The sequence below is a fragment of the Pseudoalteromonas sp. SWXJZ94C genome, from assembly GCF_015864385.1.
Classification (GTDB): domain Bacteria; phylum Pseudomonadota; class Gammaproteobacteria; order Enterobacterales; family Alteromonadaceae; genus Pseudoalteromonas.
This window is the reverse complement of record NZ_JADYXF010000015.1, coordinates 67,507-87,179: the sequence shown is the minus strand read 5'-3', so window position 1 is coordinate 87,179 and position 19,673 is coordinate 67,507. Positions and strand designations below refer to the sequence as shown.

14 protein-coding genes and 1 tRNA gene are annotated in these 19,673 nt (G+C 37.4%); 4 read left to right on the top strand and 11 right to left on the bottom strand.

What is annotated here, in order from left to right:
* Positions 1–21: 21 nt before the first annotated feature.
* Together I6F65_RS08545 and I6F65_RS08540 are read right to left on the bottom strand one after the other, a co-directional pair.
* Complete coding sequence (locus I6F65_RS08545) at positions 22–999, bottom strand: SMP-30/gluconolactonase/LRE family protein (RefSeq protein ID WP_165741465.1); 978 nt, start codon at positions 997–999, stop codon at positions 22–24.
* Complete coding sequence (locus I6F65_RS08540; RefSeq protein ID WP_197112451.1) at positions 986–3,313, bottom strand: beta-galactosidase; 2,328 nt, start codon at positions 3,311–3,313, stop codon at positions 986–988. The genes I6F65_RS08545 and I6F65_RS08540 overlap by 14 nt, the downstream gene beginning before the upstream one ends.
* Before the next feature lie 439 nt (positions 3,314–3,752).
* Between I6F65_RS08540 and I6F65_RS08535 the strand changes: the two genes are divergently transcribed.
* Entirely contained in the window at positions 3,753–6,122 is a 2,370-nt protein-coding gene (locus I6F65_RS08535; RefSeq protein ID WP_197112449.1) for a TonB-dependent receptor, read from the top strand.
* Positions 6,123–6,275: 153 nt separating this feature from the next.
* Here I6F65_RS08535 and I6F65_RS08530 read toward each other — a convergent pair whose 3' ends face one another.
* The 6 genes from I6F65_RS08530 to I6F65_RS08505 all read right to left on the bottom strand — a co-directional run bounded on the left by I6F65_RS08530 (position 6,276) and on the right by I6F65_RS08505 (position 11,177).
* Entirely contained in the window at positions 6,276–6,896 is a 621-nt protein-coding gene (locus tag I6F65_RS08530) for an FKBP-type peptidyl-prolyl cis-trans isomerase (protein ID WP_197112446.1), read from the bottom strand.
* 69 nt (positions 6,897–6,965) lie between these two features.
* Positions 6,966–7,352, bottom strand: coding sequence for a hypothetical protein (locus I6F65_RS08525; protein ID WP_197112444.1), 387 nt, complete (start codon positions 7,350–7,352; stop codon positions 6,966–6,968).
* A gap of 292 nt (positions 7,353–7,644) precedes the next feature.
* Positions 7,645–7,735 (bottom strand) — tRNA-Ser (locus tag I6F65_RS08520).
* A 152-nt stretch (positions 7,736–7,887) separates the two neighbouring features.
* Entirely contained in the window at positions 7,888–8,265 is a 378-nt protein-coding gene (locus tag I6F65_RS08515; RefSeq protein WP_024612825.1) for a hypothetical protein, read from the bottom strand.
* A gap of 203 nt (positions 8,266–8,468) precedes the next feature.
* Positions 8,469–9,017 carry an NAD(P)H nitroreductase gene (locus I6F65_RS08510; RefSeq protein ID WP_197112442.1) on the bottom strand — a complete coding sequence of 183 codons (549 nt, stop codon included), beginning with the start codon at positions 9,015–9,017 and terminating at the stop codon, positions 8,469–8,471.
* 198 nt (positions 9,018–9,215) lie between these two features.
* A complete protein-coding gene (locus I6F65_RS08505; protein ID WP_166113090.1) occupies positions 9,216–11,177 on the bottom strand; it encodes an FAD-dependent oxidoreductase in 1,962 nt (653 codons plus the stop codon).
* A gap of 219 nt (positions 11,178–11,396) precedes the next feature.
* Between I6F65_RS08505 and sppA the strand changes: the two genes are divergently transcribed.
* Positions 11,397–13,262: a signal peptide peptidase SppA gene (sppA, locus tag I6F65_RS08500; protein WP_197112440.1), complete on the top strand. Its 1,866-nt coding sequence runs from the start codon at positions 11,397–11,399 to the stop codon at positions 13,260–13,262.
* Between the two features lie 81 nt (positions 13,263–13,343).
* Positions 13,344–14,354, top strand: a complete 1,011-nt coding sequence (gene ansA / locus I6F65_RS08495; protein WP_197112438.1) for an asparaginase — start codon at positions 13,344–13,346, stop codon at positions 14,352–14,354.
* A 68-nt stretch (positions 14,355–14,422) separates the two neighbouring features.
* Here the strand turns inward: ansA and gndA are convergent, their stop codons facing one another.
* Entirely contained in the window at positions 14,423–15,796 is a 1,374-nt protein-coding gene (gndA, locus tag I6F65_RS08490) for an NADP-dependent phosphogluconate dehydrogenase (protein WP_197112436.1), read from the bottom strand.
* A 368-nt stretch (positions 15,797–16,164) separates the two neighbouring features.
* On the opposite strand from gndA, the gene pyk reads away from it, so the two are divergent.
* Positions 16,165–17,601 carry a pyruvate kinase gene (pyk, locus tag I6F65_RS08485; protein WP_197112434.1) on the top strand — a complete coding sequence of 479 codons (1,437 nt, stop codon included), beginning with the start codon at positions 16,165–16,167 and terminating at the stop codon, positions 17,599–17,601.
* Between the two features lie 119 nt (positions 17,602–17,720).
* On the opposite strand, the gene I6F65_RS08480 is transcribed toward pyk, so the two are convergent.
* Together I6F65_RS08480 and I6F65_RS08475 are read right to left on the bottom strand one after the other, a co-directional pair.
* Positions 17,721–18,545 (bottom strand): LytTR family DNA-binding domain-containing protein, encoded by an 825-nt coding sequence (locus I6F65_RS08480; protein WP_024612832.1) that lies wholly within the window; start codon positions 18,543–18,545, stop codon positions 17,721–17,723.
* Positions 18,542–19,615, bottom strand: a complete 1,074-nt coding sequence (locus I6F65_RS08475) for a sensor histidine kinase (RefSeq protein ID WP_166113088.1) — start codon at positions 19,613–19,615, stop codon at positions 18,542–18,544. Before I6F65_RS08475 ends, I6F65_RS08480 begins: the two co-directional genes overlap by 4 nt.
* Between the last annotated feature and the right edge of the window lie 58 nt (positions 19,616–19,673).

Below are 19,673 nucleotides of genomic sequence, written 5' to 3'. Positions count from 1 at the left end.
TTTAACAATAGAATAACAAGACTATTTTAAATCAAGTGCCAACAGCTGTGTATGCGCTGTTATATAAACGCGGTTTTGTGATTGGTTAAACGTTAGATTAGCACTAATATTTGGCATTTCAATTTGAGCTAGTAGCTCAGCATTTTTATTAAATAACCATAACCCATTGGGACCTGTAGCAAATATAATCCCACTTTTATGTACCTTTAAACCATCTGGTAAGCCTTGGTCATGCTTAATTGCTGGTGGTAATTCATAAAATAAAGATTTACTTATCACTGCACCGCTGTCATTTAAATCATACTGATACCACGCAGGTTTATTAGCATTAGATGCCGCCACATATAACGTTTTATTATCAGCTGATAATGCGACCCCATTAGGATAAATAAGATCACGATCCAATAAGGTAAGTTCCCCTGTATTTTTAAGTGAATATACCCCCTGAAACTTAAGCTCTTTGCCTTCATCATCTAATTGATTAGGTAAACCATAGGGTGGATCACTAAAATAAAGCATGCCTTGGTCGTTAAAAACGCCATCGTTTGGGCTGTTAAACTTTTGTCCATTATAATGACTTACAATTTGTAGGTATTGTGGTTTAGGCGTGCTTAATGGCGTCTTCATTTTTGATATAACACGTGAGCGCGATTGCAAAAGCACAAGCTCATTTTGTTTATTTACAATTAAACCATTTGAATAGCCACTATGCGCTAAGTACAAACTTGCACCTTTACCTGGTGTATATTTATAAACCTGATGATTAGGTATATCAGAATATAATAAATATCCTCCTTGATTAACCCAAACCGGCCCCTCTAGCCAGTCATAACCCGAAGCGAGGGTTTTAACATGGCTATTTAAGTTAAGCACTTCAAGCGCTTGCTCATTAAATATTTTGTAGGGGCCTTGCTCGAATAAAAGTGTGTTACTTTGCTTAGCAGATACACCCAAACAGAAAACACACACAGCGCTTAGTATATATTTAATTTTTTGCATTATTATACCTGCGTTCATACAACGATTTATTCACGCTTTTAGCTGCATCTACAAGCGGTTTGTAAGGAATGTCCGTTACATTTACAAAGCCTACATTGTAGTTTTCACCATCGTATGCTCGCCCAGTTAGTGGAGAGTCTATGTATTGAAACCAATGCGCACCAACAAAATATGGGTTATCTATAACGCTATTCATATATTTTTTGTATTTAGTACCACGCTCTTGCTGAGATTGAGTGTGTATAAGGCCTGGGTTTAATAGCCCAGAATCAAGCGCACCATTATGAAATTCACCTATTATGCTTGGCATGTCTATATCAGATAAAAATGCCCAAAAATCTTCATTTAATCCCTCTCGGTAATAGTTGTAGCTCATCACATCTACATGCGCGGCAGCGGCGGCTCTTATTTCAGGCGTCATACCCCAGTCAGCAAAACGTGCTCCCATATTCAGCTGATTTGGAAGGTGTTTAGCTATAGCCGCGTCAACCACTGCAAAATACTGATTAGCATAATGAAATAACATCGCTGATAAATCGATATTAGTTTGCTCGTTAAACTGCGTGAGTGTCACGCCTGCAGCAAACTCATCCCATGAGGCAATACGTGTATTCCATGCTTTATTAAGTTTGCTAATTTGGCTGTACTTATTTTTCATTAAGGTAACAAATTGTGCTTTAGTCGGGCTATTTTGGGCGTTATTTTTAAGTGTATTAATAGCAATACCATAACGTGAGGCGTCAGAATTCATCATGCCCCAGCTTTTTTCGTTATCAATAAATACACCAACACACCAAGGACTGTTTTTAACTTGCTGGGCTACTTTTGCAAGCGTTACATCTGCGCGCTCAACGAATAATGGATCAAATGGGTCAGGTAATGGGCTCCAGTAGTCGTTACCACTGCTTACCGTTTTGAAATTACCAATGATCCACGCATTAGCAAAGTAAGGTAATTGGTTAGTATGGTAATAGTCTTCTTCTATCCAATTGCCAAAAGAAGTAAAGCCCCATGAAAGCATGCGTTTTACAGTGGTATTTTGCCACTGTTTCATTAAGTCGTTGTTGTTATGGGTTTGATATTTTCGCTCTAAATTAGCGCGATAAAAGCTAAACGTTTCACCTTTTTTAATTGCACCACTGTGAACTTCGCGTCTGTAGCCGTAATTATCTGCTAAAGGGTTATTTTGCTCGGGTAGCCAATTAAACATATCAGATCTTAGTGTTGAGCTTTTATAACGTGTTGACCACGCAGTTTTTGGAGCTGGATTTAATCCTAATGAATCCTCTGGTGTTAAATCATTAGCTTCGCGCTGCTTAATATAGCTTTGGTCAAAATCGTAACCGGTAATAGTTGAAGTATTTGCCATACGAACGTTATCAATGCCGGTTGAAAAAAACAGATAACCTTCTGGGTCGACTAAACTCCATTTCCCTTTGTATTTTTCAGTTCTAAAATATCCCGTTGCCTTTAATTGTGGGCCGTTTTTCCAGCCACTATATTTAGAACGTCCTTTCATTGGTGAGTTTTGTAAGTTAATTTGCTCTTTTTGAGAAATAACTTGTAGCTGCTCTGTTGAAGATACTTTATTGGTAAAGTCTAATTTTGCATTTTGCCCAAATTTATCAACTAACCCTTTTAGATAGTTAGTATCAAAATTAGTTGGCTTTATAAGGCGTAAGTTGTCTATTAAAATTCGTTTATCGTCAAGTAGCCCTTTTACTCCAAATGATATTTTTACAATGCTGCTAACGTCGATATTTTTTTGTCCGCCTCTATAGATTATTGGCGTATAACTGCTTTTCCAACTTGGTGGGTTTGAGCGAATACCTGAATTAACATTTAAATTTGCGCCTTTTAATTCTATGTAATACGTATTTTGAGACTTTGCTGGCACAACAACACTTCGAGTTTGAAATTGTCCCGACTTGTCTATTGTCTTTATGTATAGGTGAGTAGAAGCCTCATCAGGGTTTTGTATATCAAGTGCAAGGGCAAAGTTTCCTGTTGCTTGCCAATCCCATCCTTTTGGGTTTATAAATTCAAAGTCACTTTCTACATTAGATTTAGATTTTAATGTAACCGCTAGTTTATGGTTTCCACCTTCCTTTATTAATGTACTAAAGCCATTAATTGTATTTATATATTGGCTGTAATTATCCTGTTCAAAATCAAAAATTATATGCTCTTTTTTTAATGGAGTGGCTCCTTTAGTTGAATTTTGATCTGAAGCTTTCGCATTGTGACACCCTGCAAGTACCGATAAACAAAAAAACGAGGATGCTAATTTTACACTATAAGGATTGAGAAACATGTTGGCCTACTATTGTGCGTGTTTAAATGTGTACTTTTGAGCAATAATTGATAGCTAAAAAGCGTTAAAACTACACAAGATAATTACACAAACGACGATATAAAACAATTAACTGTTAACAATGCAATGGATTTTAGAAGTGTTTTATAATAGAGGGAGCTATTAAAAAATATAAATTATAGGTAAAAAACATAAAATTCAATACTTTAAACACTACTCTCCATAATCATTAGCAGATATTCTTTGAGGGTACTACGAGTAGATTTGTTACAGTAAAGTAGAGTTAATGCCAGATTAACTTCTATTGTAAAGCAAACAGTTTATCGGCACTTTTAGTGGTTTGAACGCAAAACAAAAAGTTATACTATAACATTGTTGATTCGTTAATTTTGCGGTGTTATATTATATCACAACATAATAACCACGAACCAATATATCCATGACAAAGTTAACATTAATCTCCTCTGCTATTTTTTCTGTTTTATGTTCTCAATCAGCTTTGGCTGCAACCGTTACCGGTAAAGTAATGGATGATAAAAATCAACCAATTAAAAATGCCTCTATCCATGTCCATGGCAAAAACCAAAGCGTTAAAAGTAATGATTTAGGCGAGTTTGCTATCGATATAGATGCAAACAGCCAATTACATATTAGTAAAGACAACTACATAGACTCTCGTATTGCTGTTACCGAATCTTCAAATAATCTGTCTGTGTCACTTAAACCAACATCGGTTGAAACAGTGGTTGTTTATGCCTCTGCACTTCATAAGAACAGCCTAGAAATGATATCGCCAGTAAGCGTGCTCTCAGGTGATGAATTAAGAAATAAATCTAAACCAACACTTGGCGAAACTCTTAAAGGTTTACCAGGCGTAAATGCAAGTTACTTTGGCCCTGTATCATCAAGCCCAATTATTCGTGGTTTAGATGGCCCTCGCGTTAAAATCACACAAAATGGATTAGATGCCAGCGATGCGTCGCGTATTGGCCCAGACCACGCAACATCAAGCGACAGCCTAGCGGCAGAGCAAATTGAAGTGTTGCGCGGTCCAAGCACCCTACTTTATGGCTCTGGTGCAATTGGTGGCGTTGTAAACGTGGTTGATAACCGTATTCCTACTAGCAATATCGATGAGCTTACAGGCGCTGCTGAATACAGCCACGATACGGTGTCAAATTCAAACACCGTAGCTGCAAAACTTGAAACAGGTAATGAAGGCTTTAACTTTCATTTTGATGGTACTAAGCGCAGCGGCGATGATTACCAAACACCGACCTTTACTATTGCCGACGATGATGGCGATGTTGAAACCGAAAGCTCGGTAGAAAATACTTTTATTGATAGCGAAACACTCAACTTTGGTACCAGCTATGTTGGCGATCACTTAACGATTGGTTTTTCTTACGGTAGCATTGATACTGATTACGGTATTCCTGGGCATGAGCATCATCACGATCACGAAGGTGAAACTGAAGAAGAGCATGCAGAACATGAAGATGAAGCTGCTGAAGAGCCAGTTTACGCACATTTAGAGCAAGACCGCTGGCAAGGGCTTGTAAGTTACGCTCTTCATAATAACTGGATTGAAACCATCAACCTACGTGTTGGCTATACAGATTATTCACACAGCGAAATTGAAGATGGCGAAATTGGTACTACTTTTAAAAATAAAACGACTGAAGCACGTTTAAATGTAGAGCATAAGTTTGCTGATTGGCACGGAATGATGGGCTATCACTACAGCGATTCTGACTACGATGCAATTGGTGAAGAAGCATTTACACCCGCGAGTGTAACTACAACTAACGCATTATATTTACTAGAAGAGCGTGAATTTGGCGACGTGACAATAGAGCTTGGTGCACGTGTAGAAGATTACAAAATTGAAAGCCAAATCACGGCACACGAACATAGCCACGATGAAGTAGAAATAGATCATAGCGACGAAGAAACTATTGGATACAATAAAAGCTTTACCAATTTAAGCGTATCAGCGGGTGCTATATGGCAGTACAAACCAGGGCATAGTATTGCGACAAGTATTTCTCATTCAGAGCGTGCTCCACTTTCTGCAGAGCTTCTATCTAACGGTTTACACATTGCAACAGGTACGTATGAGCTTGGCCTTGGTTATAACATTGAGGGTAATGAAGCACATTTTGAGCCAGAGAATATCAAGCAAGAAACTTCAACAAACCTAGATTTAAGCTTTAGACGCTTTAGCGGCGACTTTGGTTACACGGTTAACTTTTTCTATAACGATATTAAGAACTTTTATTTCCAAGAAAATACAGGTTTAGTTTACGATGAAGAAGACGGTTTAGAGTCAGCAATTGGTGCACATGACGATGCTGTTGCGGTTTATCAGTTCACCAGCAAAGATGCAGAACTATATGGTATTGAATTTGATGCTCACTATCAAATTACATCAAGCGCTATGGTTAAAGTATTTGGTGACTCAACTCGTGCAAAACTTAAAGATGATGAAGGTAACCTACCACGTATCCCAGCCAATAAATTAGGCTCGGAGTTACAGTATGATTTAGGTGATTTACAACTAACCCTTACAGGTACTCATTACTTTGATCAAAACGATGTAACAGCATTTGAAACACAAACCGATGGCTATACGTTATTTGACGCACAAGCTAATTACCAACTAGGTTTAGGTGCAGTAGATGCGCAACTTTATATAAATGTAGATAACATTACCGACGAGTTAGGTTTTGTACATAGCTCGTTTATTAAAGATAAAGCACCGTTACCTGGTAGAAACTTTCGATTTGGTATCCGTGGCTACTTTTAATAGCTAACAAGCTCTTTAGTTTATATATTTAAAAACCGCATTTTATTAATGCGGTTTTTTATTTTTAGAATAGATAAAGCTCTTAAATTACAGACACAAAAAAGCCGCGTTCAAATTGAACACGGCTTTTCAAATTCTTAATTAATAGTTAAATTAAGAAAGGATTTCGTGTAACTCAACGTCAAATACAAGCGTTGAGAAAGGTGCAATTGCAGCACCTGCGCCACGTTCACCATAAGCAAGCTCATGAGGAACGTAAATACGCCATTTAGTACCTACAGGCATCATTTGTAATGCTTCAGTCCAACCTTTGATTACGCCACCAACTGGGAATTCAGCAGGTTGACCGCGCTCGTATGAGCTATCAAAAACAGTACCGTTTACTAATGTACCGTGGTAATCAACACGTACTGTAGACTCAGCAGTCGGCTTTTCGCCTTCGCCAGTTGCTAGTACTTCATATTGAAGACCAGACTCAGTTACTGTGATTTCAGGACGTTTTGCGTTTTCTTCTAAGAATGCAATACCTTCAGCAGAAAGTACTTTTGACTCTTCTTCACGACGAGCTTGAATCTCTTCGTTAATTTTTTCGAATGCAGCTTGGATCTCTGGGATCTCAACTTGAAATGCGCTCTCTACGTACGCATCTTTCATGCCTTCAAACACTGAATTTAGGTTTAAGCCTTCGAAAGGATTAGACTTAAGTTGCTCACCCATTTGTAAGCCAATACCGTAACTTGCTTTTTCAGCATCTGTAGTAAAATTATCTGACATAATGTGTTTTTCACGTTTTGTTAGTTAAAAGACGCGACTATGCTATCACAAAATAAACCCCGTTTGTGCCTAGTTTTTATGGAGTTTTACCTTAATTAGACCAACAATATAACTACAAAGCGGTAAACTGAATAAAATTCCAGCAAGTAAAGGGTAAGCCAATAGTCCACTTACGCCAGACAACAAAAACGGCACCGCAATCAAGCCTACTATGCCAATAAAAATAGACCCAAGAATAGGCCAATGTTTGTCGTATTTAGTAATCAAATGAGCCGCTAAAATATTAAAACCAATAGCATATACAAGTGCTGTAATTAACGAGTTCGCTGGCTGGATATCTGCCGCCATTTTAATCAATAAGCTAATTGCACTTTGATAGCAATAACCAAACACAGTCCATAATAAAATATGCTTCATTAATAACTGTGAGGTAGAAAGGTTTGATGCTTTTGACATGCTGTCCTCTTTGTATTTTTAATTAATTTAAATTGAATTGAATTGAATTGAAATGATTAAAGCTTGAAGTATGTAAATCACAAACCGTGATTTATAGCACAGCGAGGTCTAGTACCCATTTGTAATAATACTTAATCTATTTGAGGAGTAGATTGTCTTATCTCAAAATAGATCACTTAATTAAGCGAATCAGTGTTACACATTATTATACTAAATATGCACAAATACAGAGTCATTGTTTTTTAAAGTACACATAGCAAAAAACCGCCTATTAAGGCGGTTTTTTTATGTATGGTGGAGAGATAGGGATTTGAACCCTAGATGGGCTATAAACCCATGCCGGTTTTCAAGACCGGTGCATTCGACCACTCTGCCATCTCTCCGTACGGCGCGGATAATATGGTTAAACGCGTTATTTGTAAAGACTTAATCTAAATAAATTATTAAAAAAGATTAAAATGCTCAAAAACATGACACTTTGTTCTAAATACAATCACTTGTTATAGGTTTTATTTGTATGATGTGTATTTATGCGTCAATAATATTGTTTTGGTCTACGCGCTATCCACGAGCAAATCAAACACGCTAATAAACTAAGGGTTAAAAATGTGATGCTTTGAAAAATCAAATCAAATCGATTTAAATCATCACTTGGTACTACAACAAACATAAATGCAGGTAATACGCTCAGTAATAATACATAACAACATATTTTAAATGCACGACCAAAATCGTATCGCTTAGATTGCTGCATCCACCATGTAAGTATAACTAGCATACTCATCGCTGACACAGCGATTAAATGTGCTGCGTTAGTGCTTATAGCTACATAAAGTGTAATAAAAGCGCCTATAATTCCCCAAATAGACCATGCAAGCCAACTTTCTTTTTCACGTAAAAATAAATTTCCCATTGTTTTCGTCTTCTTTATCGTTATTTTTATTGAGACTTTCCATACACTATCAAAAAACAACCGATTAAAAAACAAACTGAAGAATAATAATTAAATTTTGTGCTTCCTAGCGCTTCTTTCAGTCAAATCACTAACTTTAATAATTTAACATTACCAAGCTTAATGATAAATGACTACATTGGATAAAAAAAGTTCATTATTAACTATAAATAACTAAAATAATTTTCAGGTTTATGGCGTGGTGACTTTTTACAGTCTATGGTCGGCGTTCCTAAATAGAGATAACCTACAATTTCATCTTGCTCATTTAGATTAAGCGCATTTTTTACAGCAGCACTTTGTGCAAAATATCCTGTGCGCCAAATTCCACCTAAACCTTGGGCAAAGGCAGCTTGCTGCATCGCTAACACACTACAACCCGCGCTTTGTATTTGCTCAATGCGTGGGACTTTTGGATGTTCTTGGTATTTTGCAACTGCAATAATTATCATAGGGGCACGCAGTGGTAATTCTTTAGCTCGATTTATTACTTTTCCTTCTTGTTGCTCAGTTACTGCGCTTTGATAATAAATGTCACCTAATTTATGACGCGCTTCATCTTGCACAATAATAAATTGCCATGGCGCTATACAGCCATGATCCGGCACTCGTAAAGCGGCTTGTTGAATAATCGCAAGTTGGTCTTTATTTGGAGCGGGCTCTGTTAATTTTGGATCTGATTGGCGAGTAAGTAAAAGCTCTATGGCATTCATAATGATTTGCTCAAAATTCAAAACGCTAGAATAACATCTATACCTAAGTTAGCTCAATATGCGAGTTTCAATTGAAGTTTAAAAAATTGGTAGCAATAAGGAGAAGATAAATAAAAATGGGCAAACTATCTAAATGATAATTTACCCAAGATTACACTCAAACAAAAAGTATGTTTTTATATTAATATCTTAAACACATTAAATGCTTCTTGCGATTTGTAATGCTTCAAAAATAGCACGTTTTGCATCAATAGCAGCAGCTAATTTTGCACCACCAATAACGTGTACTTTGGCATTATCTGCTTGATTTTGTAATACTTCGTTATTAGATACCTGGCCAATACATGCAATAACCGTATCTACCGGTAACACTTGAGTTTCACCATCAACCGTTATTGTTAAACCATTTTTATCAAAACTATTATATTGGCAATCAGCAATTTGTTTTACGCCATGTTGCTTGGCAACTTGTCGGTGTATCCAGCCCGTTGTTTTACCCAAATCGCTACCAAAGCGCCCTGCACTTCGTTTTAGCATATAAAGTTGGCGGTCATCTTTATGTGGTTGAGGCGCGCATTCAATACCCCATTGACTTTTAAAGTCTGCAATACTTTGTGATTTATGTTCACTTAAAAACGCAACCATATCAAAACCTATACCGCCAGCACCTAAAATGGCAATTGATTTACCCAACTCCACTTCACCACGAATCACCTCGTCGTATGCAAAAACGCGTTTACCATCACTACATTCAATAGTCGCTTCTCGAGGTCTAACACCAGTTGCAAATACAATATCGTCATAATTTACGAGCATACTGTCGTTGTAGGCTTTACCTAATTCAACATTTACATTTAAACGCACTAGCTCATTAGTGTAATAAGTTAGTGTATGGCTAAAGTCTTCTTTACCCGGTATTTGCATTGCTAGGTTAAATTGACCACCCATTTGCGCCTTTTGATCTATTAATGTGACGTTATGACCTTTTTGAGCCAAATAACAACTTGCTGATAAACCGGCAGGACCTGCACCTACAACAAGTACATTTTTAGCTTTAGTTGTTTTATCCAACGGGTAGTCGAGCTCAAAAGCAGCTTGTGGATTAACCAAGCAGGTTGCACGCTTATTTTTAAATACGTGGTCTAAACAGCCTTGATTACAACCAATACAAATATTGATTTGCTTAGACTGTTTATTATTATATTTATTAAAAAATTCTGGGTCGGCTAATAATGGTCTTGCCATTGAAATTAGATCAGCATTGCCTGCAGTCAAAATATCGTTGGCAATTTCGGGTGTATTAATTCGGTTTACTGCAATAACAGGCACAGTTACTACGTCTTTTAAACGTTTTGATGCCTCTTTAAAAGCACCTGGCGGCACCATGCTAGCTATTGTTGGTATGCGCGCTTCGTGCCACCCAATACCCGTGTTAAATATATCAACACCCGCTTTTTCAAGCTCAGTCGCCTGAATAGTTACTTCATCAGGTGTAGAGCCATTTGGTATTAAATCCATTACTGACAATCTAAAAATAATTAAAAACTTTTCAGATACTTTAGCTCTGACTGCTTTTACTATTTCTAGCGCTAGGCGCATTCTATTTTCTAAGCTACCACCAAATTCGTCTTCACGTTTATTTGTGTGCGGTGCCATAAATTCGTTAATTAAATAACCTTCAGATCCCATCACTTCAACACCATCGTACCCTGCTTTTTCAGCCATATAAGCAGAATGAGCAAAATCTTTAATCGTTTTTTTAATAGACCCTAGTGACATTGCTTTAGGTTTATAAGGGTTAATTGGTGCTTTTATTGCACTTGGCGCTTGATTAAAAGGATGATACGCATAACGTCCTGCATGTAATAACTGCAAACAAATTTTACCACCGTGTTTATGTACAGCGTCTGTGTATGCACGGTGCTTTACTACATCGTAATAACTATTAAATGACGACGAAATAGGAGTTAATTTACCACGTAAATTAGGACTATAACCACCGGTGATAAGCATTGCAGCACCGCCTTTAGCGCGAGCCTCGTAAAAAGCGCGCAAGCGTTTTCGATTATGCCAGCCCTCTTCAAGACCTGTATGCATTGAGCCCATTACTAAGCGGTTACGTAATTGTGTGTGTTTTAATTGTAATTGTTGTTCTAACATCTTGTGCCCCGTTAACTGGTCTAACCTGTATACATTAGCTAATTTTGCTTCAATGGCAAGTAATAAGCAATATTTGACTTAATTAAAGTGCCAATTCCTTTAAAAACGGGCGTTTAAATTGATTTATAAATACTTCGTTACGATTTAGCAGTTAAATAAATTTTTATTCTAGGATAAGATGGAACGAATATATTAGCTGTACCAAATTAAGGAGCTATTTTGATAGCAAAAATATTTAACGGTATCTGGACTGGAATTAACTTTTCTCGTCGATTAGTACTTAACCTTCTGTTTTTATTATTAGTAATATTTTTTATAGCGGCACTTTTCAGTGGCGAAGACGAATTGATTGTTAAAGATGGCTCTGTACTAAGACTTAACCTCAATGGTCCTATTGTAGAAGAAAAAACTTACACTGATCCAGTTGAAGCTGCAATTAGTGATGCAACATCTGGTTCTGAAGCGCCAAGTGAAATTTTACTCGATGATGTAGTTGAAGTAATTGACGAAGCAGCTAAAGATGAGCGTATAAGTGTATTACTGCTTGATTTACAAGAAATGCCTAAAGCGCATTTAAACAAACTTAAGCAAATTACTGATGCCGTTGATCGCTTTAAACAAGCGGGCAAAAAAGTAATTGCAACAGGTTATTACTACACACAAGCTCAGTATTATATTGCATCACATGCAGATGAAGTTGCAATGCATCCATACGGAAGCGTTGCAATTGAAGGCTACGGAATGTACCCACTTTACTTTAAAGATGCGCTTGAAAAGCTAGAAGTGACACAACATATTTTCCGCGTTGGTACGTTTAAATCGGCAGTAGAACCTTTTATCCGTAACGATATGTCTGACGCTGCTAAAGAAGCAAACCGTGTTTGGTTAGGTGCTCTTTGGAGTGAGTACAAACACGATGTTGCAGCTGTACGCCCATTCGATGAATCAAATTTTGATGAAACAATGGATGTTTACCTAGAAAAAATGAAAGCTGCTAATGGAGATGCAGGTAAATATGCACTTGATCACCAGTGGGTTGATTCATTAAAAACTAGCCAACAAATACGTCAACAACTTATCGACTTAGTTGGTGCAGATGAAGATGGTAAAACGTTTAAGCAAGTTTCATTTCGCGAATACTTAAGCTTAGTTAAGCCTCCAATGGAATTCGATAATCCAATGAGCGAAAAAGTAGCCGTTGTTGTAGCAAAAGGCACTATTGTTGATGGCGAGCGTAAAGCTGGAGAGATTGGCGGCGACTCTACCGCAGCTCTACTTCGTAAAGCACGCCTTGATGATAAAGTTAAAGCGGTTGTACTTCGTATCGACTCTGGTGGCGGTAGTATGTTTGCCTCAGAAGTTATTCGTGCAGAAGTGCTAGCACTCAAAGCTGCTGGTAAGCCAGTTATTGCATCTATGAGCTCTGTGGCTGCATCGGGTGGCTATTGGATTGCTTCAGCAGCTAACGAAATTTGGGCTGCACCAAGTACAATTACAGGCTCTATTGGTGTGTTTGGTACGTTTATGACATTTGAAAAAACCCTATCAAAAATTGGTGTTTATTCTGATGGAGTCGCGACAACAGAAATGGCTGGCTTTTCTATTACTCGCCCACTTGATGAAAAAATGGGTCAAGTAATTCAAATGAGTGTTGAAGAAGCCTACGGTCGCTTTTTAAATGTAGTTGCGCAAGCACGTAATATGACACCAGAGCAAGTTGATAAAATTGCCCAAGGTCGTGTTTGGATTGCATCACAAGCACAAGAACTTGGCTTAATCGATAAACTTGGTAATAAGCAAGACGCAATTGAAGCTGCAGCAAAACTTGCTAAAATTAAATATTACGATGTTAAAACAATCAAACAAGATTTAAGCCCGCAAGAAAAAATGATTCAAAGCTTTTTTGCTAATGCGTCTATTAAATCTATGCTTGGTCTACAAACACAAAAAACATCTGTGTTAGCAACACAAGCTAACTTACAAAGTGTTATTAACCAATTAAGTACTGAAGTAGAAAACCTTAAAGATTACAACGATCCACAAGGTGTATACGCACGTTGTTTAGTGTGTAACGTTGCACAATAAAAGTGCATACTTTGTTTTAAGCAGCTGTATTTAGAGTTACTTAACGCTATACTAAGCCCAGTTTTTTTACTGGGCTTTTTTATGAAACGCAAACGCATTTATATCGCTTATACAGGCGGTACCATAGGAATGAAAAAATCAAGTCGTGGTTACATTCCTGCTGAGGGCTTTTTAACTGAAACAGTCGTTAATAACGCTGAATTTAACCGTGATGAAATGCCCTTATTTGATATTCACGAGTATTGCCCATTAATCGATTCATCAGACATGACCCCTGCACATTGGCAACTTATTGCTAATGATATAAAAAGTAAATATCAAGATTACGATGGCTTTGTCGTATTACATGGCACAGACACAATGGCTTACACCGCGTCGGCATTGTCTTTCATGTTTGAAAACCTCACTAAACCCGTTATTGTTACAGGTTCACAAATTCCACTTTCGCAATTACGTTCAGATGGTCAAGTTAATTTGCTTAATGCGATGTATTTAGCAGCTAACTACCCTATTGCCGAAGTAAGTTTGTTTTTTAACAATCAGTTATTTAGAGGTAATAGAGCAACTAAAGCGCACGCAGATGGTTTTAATGCGTTTGCCTCCCCTAACTTAGAGCCTTTAGCGCTTTCGGGTATTAGCATTCAACTCATTAAAGGGCAGCTGAGTCCTTATGTTGAAAACGAACTACAAGTTACCAACATTACACCACAGCCTATTGGTGTGCTTTATTTATATCCAGGTATAAGCAGAGACGTAGTCAGAAGCCTAGTAAATGATAATATAAAAGCGTTAGTGCTACTTAGTTTTGGTGTGGGTAATGCACCACAAGATCCAGAGTTTTTATCAATACTAGAGGACGCTAGTAAACTCGGTATGGTTATTGTTAATTTAACTCAGTGTTTAAAAGGTCATGTAAATATGGGCGGATACGCCACCGGTAATGCACTTTTAAATATTGGTGTTATTAGTGGTTACGACATGACTTTAGAGGCTTGTTTAACCAAGTTACATTATTTATTAAGCCAAAAGCTAGAAGTAGAAACAATACGTCATTTAATGCAAGATAACTTGCGCGGTGAATTAAGCCGATAGTATTTATAAATTTAAAAACAAAAAGGCACGCTAATTAGCGTGCCTTTATACTTTATAGCGGTTGGTTATTAACGAACCTTAGCATCTATCTCTACTAAGTCGGTTAAATGACATGATTCACCACTGTGAATTTTAATGCCATGCTCACCAAAGTAATCACGCTGGGCTTGTACTAAATGCCCATTACTTGGTGTTGTTAACGTTGCTAAATAAGTCTGTGTGGCGCCTAGCACAGGAAAAGCTAAACCAGTCATAATTGCTTGTCCGGTAACTTTACGAAGTGCTTGCGACTCTTTTTCAAGAGTATCAATAAACTGAACACCCTCTGCAACACTGTCTAAGTAATCTGCACGAATAATACAACCTGCACGCCAAGTTTGTAATGTTTTAGATAAATCAACTTTCCATTGGTGTGTACGCGACGCACCTTTGATAAGCGCTAAACCTTGACGGTAAGCCAATAAACTTGCAAGTGTAAATGCATCTTTAAGTTCATCTAGGTCAATATCAACTTTGTTAGTTGATTTAGCCGCATAGGTCATCTCTTGTGCGGCAGTGGTATCACACACATTTGTTAGGTGACGCGCCTGAACGGCAGCAACCAGTGAAGGAACAGCAATGCCTAGTTCTAATGCATTTTGTGCAGTCCAAAGACCAGTACCTTTAGCGCCAACTTTGTTATCAATTAAATCAACAAGCGGAACATTGCTTTTATTTTCAAGTGATAATATATGGCTAGAAATAGAGAGTAAGTAGCTGTTTAACTGACCTTCTGACCAGTCATCAAAAATTGCAGCAACTTCTTTTGGTGTGCGACCAGTACCTAGGCGTAGTAATTGATATACCTCAGCAATAAGTTGCATTAACGAGTATTCAATGCCGTTGTGAACCATTTTTACAAAATGACCGCTAGCTGATTGACCAACACGTGCAAAACATGATTCGCCATTGTAACTTGCAGCTACTTTTTCAAACCAAGGTTCAATACGTCCCCAACCACCTTCAGAGCCACTTGCCATCATAGCGGGTCCAAAACGAGCGCCTTCTGCACCACCAGAAATTCCCATTGTGGCAAATTCAAATTTGTTCTGGTATTTAAGTTTACGCGTAATACCATCTTTATAATTACTATTACCGCAATCAACGATAATGTCATTACAATCAACACCCGCTTCGACTAAGTCATTACAAACACCATCGACTAGCTCGCCTGCAGGAACAAGTAATAAGATAGAGCGAGGTGCTTCTAAACGCCTAACCATGTCTCTTAAGTCAGAAACAATGTGCAGCCTCTCGGCCATACCTTGAGATTTAGCACAACTTAATAACTCTTCACCCGCATGTGGGTTTTTGTCATAAGCGACTAGCGTTATCCCTTTTTCAATCAAGTTTAGGGCAAGATTTTTCCCCATAACGCCTAACCCTACTAATGCAACTTGCATTTAGTGCCCTCCTCGGTAACAACTATTTGGTTAGTAAATTAAATAATACCGCGTGCGATATACTCAATGCAGTCATATAAAGCTAACTATGAGCTAATACAACGTCGCTTTTTTAACGAAAATAAATAAGCTACGCGATTATATCAAACATCAGCCTGCTAGGGGTGACAAATAGCAAAGCTATTTAAATTTAAGACCATTGACGCATTCTGACACCGGTGTCATAATGATGACACATTAGTTTTGTATAAAATAGTGGCAATAAACAAAGATTGCCAATAAATAAAAATACCCTACTCTAATATACATATTTTAAAGTAACAAAATAACCGTAACCCGCTTACATCTTAAGCACACAGGAGAATTTGATGCTAAGACGCACAAAAATAGTCGCTACCCTTGGACCTGCTACCGATAGAGATAACAATTTAGAAAAAATCATTATAGCTGGTGCAAACGTTGTACGTTTAAATTTCTCACACGGTGTTGCACAGGATCATAAAGATCGTGCACAAGCTGTACGTGATATCGCAAAAAGATTAGGCAAGCATATTGCTATACTTGCTGACCTACAAGGTCCTAAAATTCGTGTTTCTACTTTTAAAGAAGGTAAAGTAACACTTGCAGTAGGCGCTAAGTTTACGCTTGATGCAAAAATGGAAAAAGGCGAAGGCGATATCAATTCAGTTGGTATTGACTACAAAGAACTTCCAAACGATGTTAGCACTGATGATTTACTTCTTTTAAATGATGGTCTAATTCAGCTACGCGTTAACGAAGTTGTTAACCATTTAGTACATTGTACTGTAACTGTTGGCGGTGTTTTATCTAACAATAAAGGTATTAACCGTTTAGGTGGTGGCTTAACTGCTCCAGCATTTACTGAAAAAGACAAAGAAGACTTACTAACAGCTGCAGAAATTGACGTAGATTATATTGCCGTATCTTTTCCACGTAGTGGCGACGATATGCGCTATGTACGTTCACTTGCTGAAGCAGCGGGTTCAAAAGCACAGTTACTTGCTAAAATTGAACGCGCTGAAGCTGTTGAAACACAAGAAGCTGTTGATGACATCATATTAGCGTCTGACGCAGTAATGGTTGCACGTGGTGATTTAGGTGTTGAAATTGGTGATGCTGCACTTATGGGTAAGCAAAAGCTAATTATTCGCCGTGCTCGTTCATTAAACCGTACTGTAGTAACTGCAACGCAAATGATGGAATCGATGATCGATAACCCTATGCCTACACGTGCAGAAGTTATGGATGTTGCTAATGCCGTACTTGATGGTACAGATGCAGTTATGCTTTCGGCTGAAACAGCTGCGGGTGATTACCCTGAAGAAACCGTTGCTACTATGGCACGTGTTTGTTTAGGTGCTGAGTCTCAAAAAGAAACGCACGTTTCTAAACATCGTTTAGATAGCCGCTTTTCTAACAATGCTGAATCAATTGCACTTTCAGCTATGTATGCAGCTAACCACTTAGATTCTGTGAAAGCAATTATCACACTTACTGAATCGGGCAGCACGGCTAAATTAATGTCGCGTATTAGCTCTGGTTTACCAATCTACTCGCTTTCACGCCATGCGAGTACGTTAGGTCAAACAGCACTTTATCGTGGTGTTTATCCAGTGTTTTTTGATTCTACAAAAACTGAAAAAGACGGTATGGTAAAAGCAGCTCTTGATACTTTAGTTTCTCAAGGCTCTTTACAGTCTGGCGATACAGTAATTATTACTCACGGTGACTCAATGGAAACTGTGGGCGCAACTAACACAATGAAAATTGTAACTGTTGCATAATACCAATTTTATTAAATACATGATTATTCTATAGCAATTGGTATAATTAATAATTGAATAAAAAAATGCGAGCTTAGCTCGCATTTTTTGTGTCTGTAATAAATAATTTTAAACCCAAATTAACTAGCGAGCGCTGCTTTTACTTTATCACGGTAGCTACGACTCACCTTTAGCTCTTGCCCATTTTCAAGTACAAGTAAATATTCACCACTAACTTGTGTTACTAATTTACTTATTTGTTTTGTGTTTACAATCGCACTGCGATGTACACGTACAAACAAATGAGGGTCAAGCTCTTGTTCAAGCTCTTTCATTGTTTTACGTAATATATGAGTTTGTCCATCTTGGCAATGTAAACACATATAATCACCTGCAGCATCAACCCACTGAATAGTAGCAACAGGTACACGAATTATTTCCCCCTGCTCTTTTACTGCAAGCGACTCTGGGTACCTGCGGTCAGTTAATGTGTCGCCAGTTGCCAATTTTTTAAGGATCTCTTCGCAATTATTGCCCGTTATTCCAGCTACAAAACTCGCAAGTTTTTTCTTATGGGCGTTGTCTTGTTGCGTTTTTAAATAGGTATGCACTTTTTCTACCGCCTGTTTTAGTCTGTTATCATCAACGGGTTTTAAGATGTAATCTAAAGCATGAATTTCAAATGCTTTAACAGCAAATTGATCAAAGGCAGTAACAAATATAATAGCAGGTAATACTCTCGTACTTTCACTAAGCGCACGTGCAACCTCAAAGCCATTCATTCCAGGCATTTGAATGTCTAAAAATACTAAATCTATTTTTTCGTTTTTGCATATTTCAATTGCATCTGCACCTGAGCTACATAACTTAATTACTTCAATATCAGAATATTCAGCAAGTCTTACATCTAAACCTTTACGTGCTAATGGTTCATCATCAACAATTAATGTTTTTATTTTTATCATTTCTTCACAGCCTTCTCAAACGGTACTCGCAGATTAACTTTTAATCCACTTGGCGTATTATGTGATAATACAAACGAATAATTATTTTCGTAGAGCGTTTTTAATCTATCTTTAGTGTTTGCTACGCCCACACCTTGGGCATTAACTAGTTGTCCATCTATTATTTCTGTCCCTGGACCATTGTCGCCTACTTCAAGTAATAATTCGTTGGCAAATACTTGTGCTTTAATATCAATCACACCGCCTTCTGATAAATGCGCAATAGCATATTTAATGGCATTTTCTATAATGGGCTGTAATATTAAGCTAGGCACTAGCGCTTCTTTTGCTTCTTCGCTTACTTCTACATTTACTTTTAGTCGCTCATCAAAGCGTACACGCTCTATTTCTAAATACAGCATTAAAGCATGTAACTCTTGTTCAAGTGGTACTTTTTTAATTGGATCGGTGTTTAAGGTGTATCGTAAAAAGTCACTTAATTTTGATACCATTAAATTAGCATCTTTATTTTCTTTCACCAAAACTAATGTCGATATCGCATTCAGCGTATTAAACAGAAAATGTGGATTAAGCTGGTATCTAAGCATTTTTAGTTGTGCTTCGTGTGCCATTGTTGTTGCTTTTAACGCTTTTTGTCGCTCACTTTGCAGCAGTTGATAGTATTTAACCCCAAAGTACAAACCACTCCAACATAAAATAATATAAACAGAGTCTAAGCCTTGTTGTAAATAATAAAACCACTCTTCGGGTCTATAACCATGACGATAAATTTCCCACAAGTTAAACTTTTGAACAACTGCCCACAAAGTGCCCGTTATATAAGAAGCTCCAAATACCACTAGCATAAGGATCCATGGGGAAGAGTTCCAAATTGTTCTGTAAATATAACGAAGGGGTACTGTCATTAAACAGCCAGCGTAAGCATTTAATAAAATGACAAATACGTAAATATCTCGCATTTCAAATACTTTAGAGCCGATATAATTTACTAACGCATAACCAATCCAGCCTGCAATTTGCAAAAGCCAAAAAAAACGTTGTCTGTTATCGATTAAAGATTGCCAGTTCAAAATTAATGTCTACTCCGTATAGTTATTATATAAATTGTATAAAATAGGCGTTTATAGA

Bases quoted from the DNA above. Each gene is read 5' to 3' on its own strand.
- I6F65_RS08545 (WP_165741465.1), bottom strand. From the start codon at position 999: ATGCAAAAAATTAAATATATACTAAGCGCTGTGTGTGTTTTCTGTTTG.
- I6F65_RS08540 (WP_197112451.1), bottom strand. From the start codon at position 3,313: ATGTTTCTCAATCCTTATAGTGTAAAATTAGCATCCTCGTTTTTTTGT.
- I6F65_RS08535 (WP_197112449.1), top strand. From the start codon at position 3,753: ATGACAAAGTTAACATTAATCTCCTCTGCTATTTTTTCTGTTTTATGT.
- I6F65_RS08530 (WP_197112446.1), bottom strand. From the start codon at position 6,896: ATGTCAGATAATTTTACTACAGATGCTGAAAAAGCAAGTTACGGTATT.
- I6F65_RS08525 (WP_197112444.1), bottom strand. From the start codon at position 7,352: ATGTCAAAAGCATCAAACCTTTCTACCTCACAGTTATTAATGAAGCAT.
- I6F65_RS08515 (WP_024612825.1), bottom strand. From the start codon at position 8,265: ATGGGAAATTTATTTTTACGTGAAAAAGAAAGTTGGCTTGCATGGTCT.
- I6F65_RS08510 (WP_197112442.1), bottom strand. From the start codon at position 9,017: ATGAATGCCATAGAGCTTTTACTTACTCGCCAATCAGATCCAAAATTA.
- I6F65_RS08505 (WP_166113090.1), bottom strand. From the start codon at position 11,177: ATGTTAGAACAACAATTACAATTAAAACACACACAATTACGTAACCGC.
- ansA (WP_197112438.1), top strand. From the start codon at position 13,344: ATGAAACGCAAACGCATTTATATCGCTTATACAGGCGGTACCATAGGA.
- gndA (WP_197112436.1), bottom strand. From the start codon at position 15,796: ATGCAAGTTGCATTAGTAGGGTTAGGCGTTATGGGGAAAAATCTTGCC.
- pyk (WP_197112434.1), top strand. From the start codon at position 16,165: ATGCTAAGACGCACAAAAATAGTCGCTACCCTTGGACCTGCTACCGAT.
- I6F65_RS08480 (WP_024612832.1), bottom strand. From the start codon at position 18,545: ATGATAAAAATAAAAACATTAATTGTTGATGATGAACCATTAGCACGT.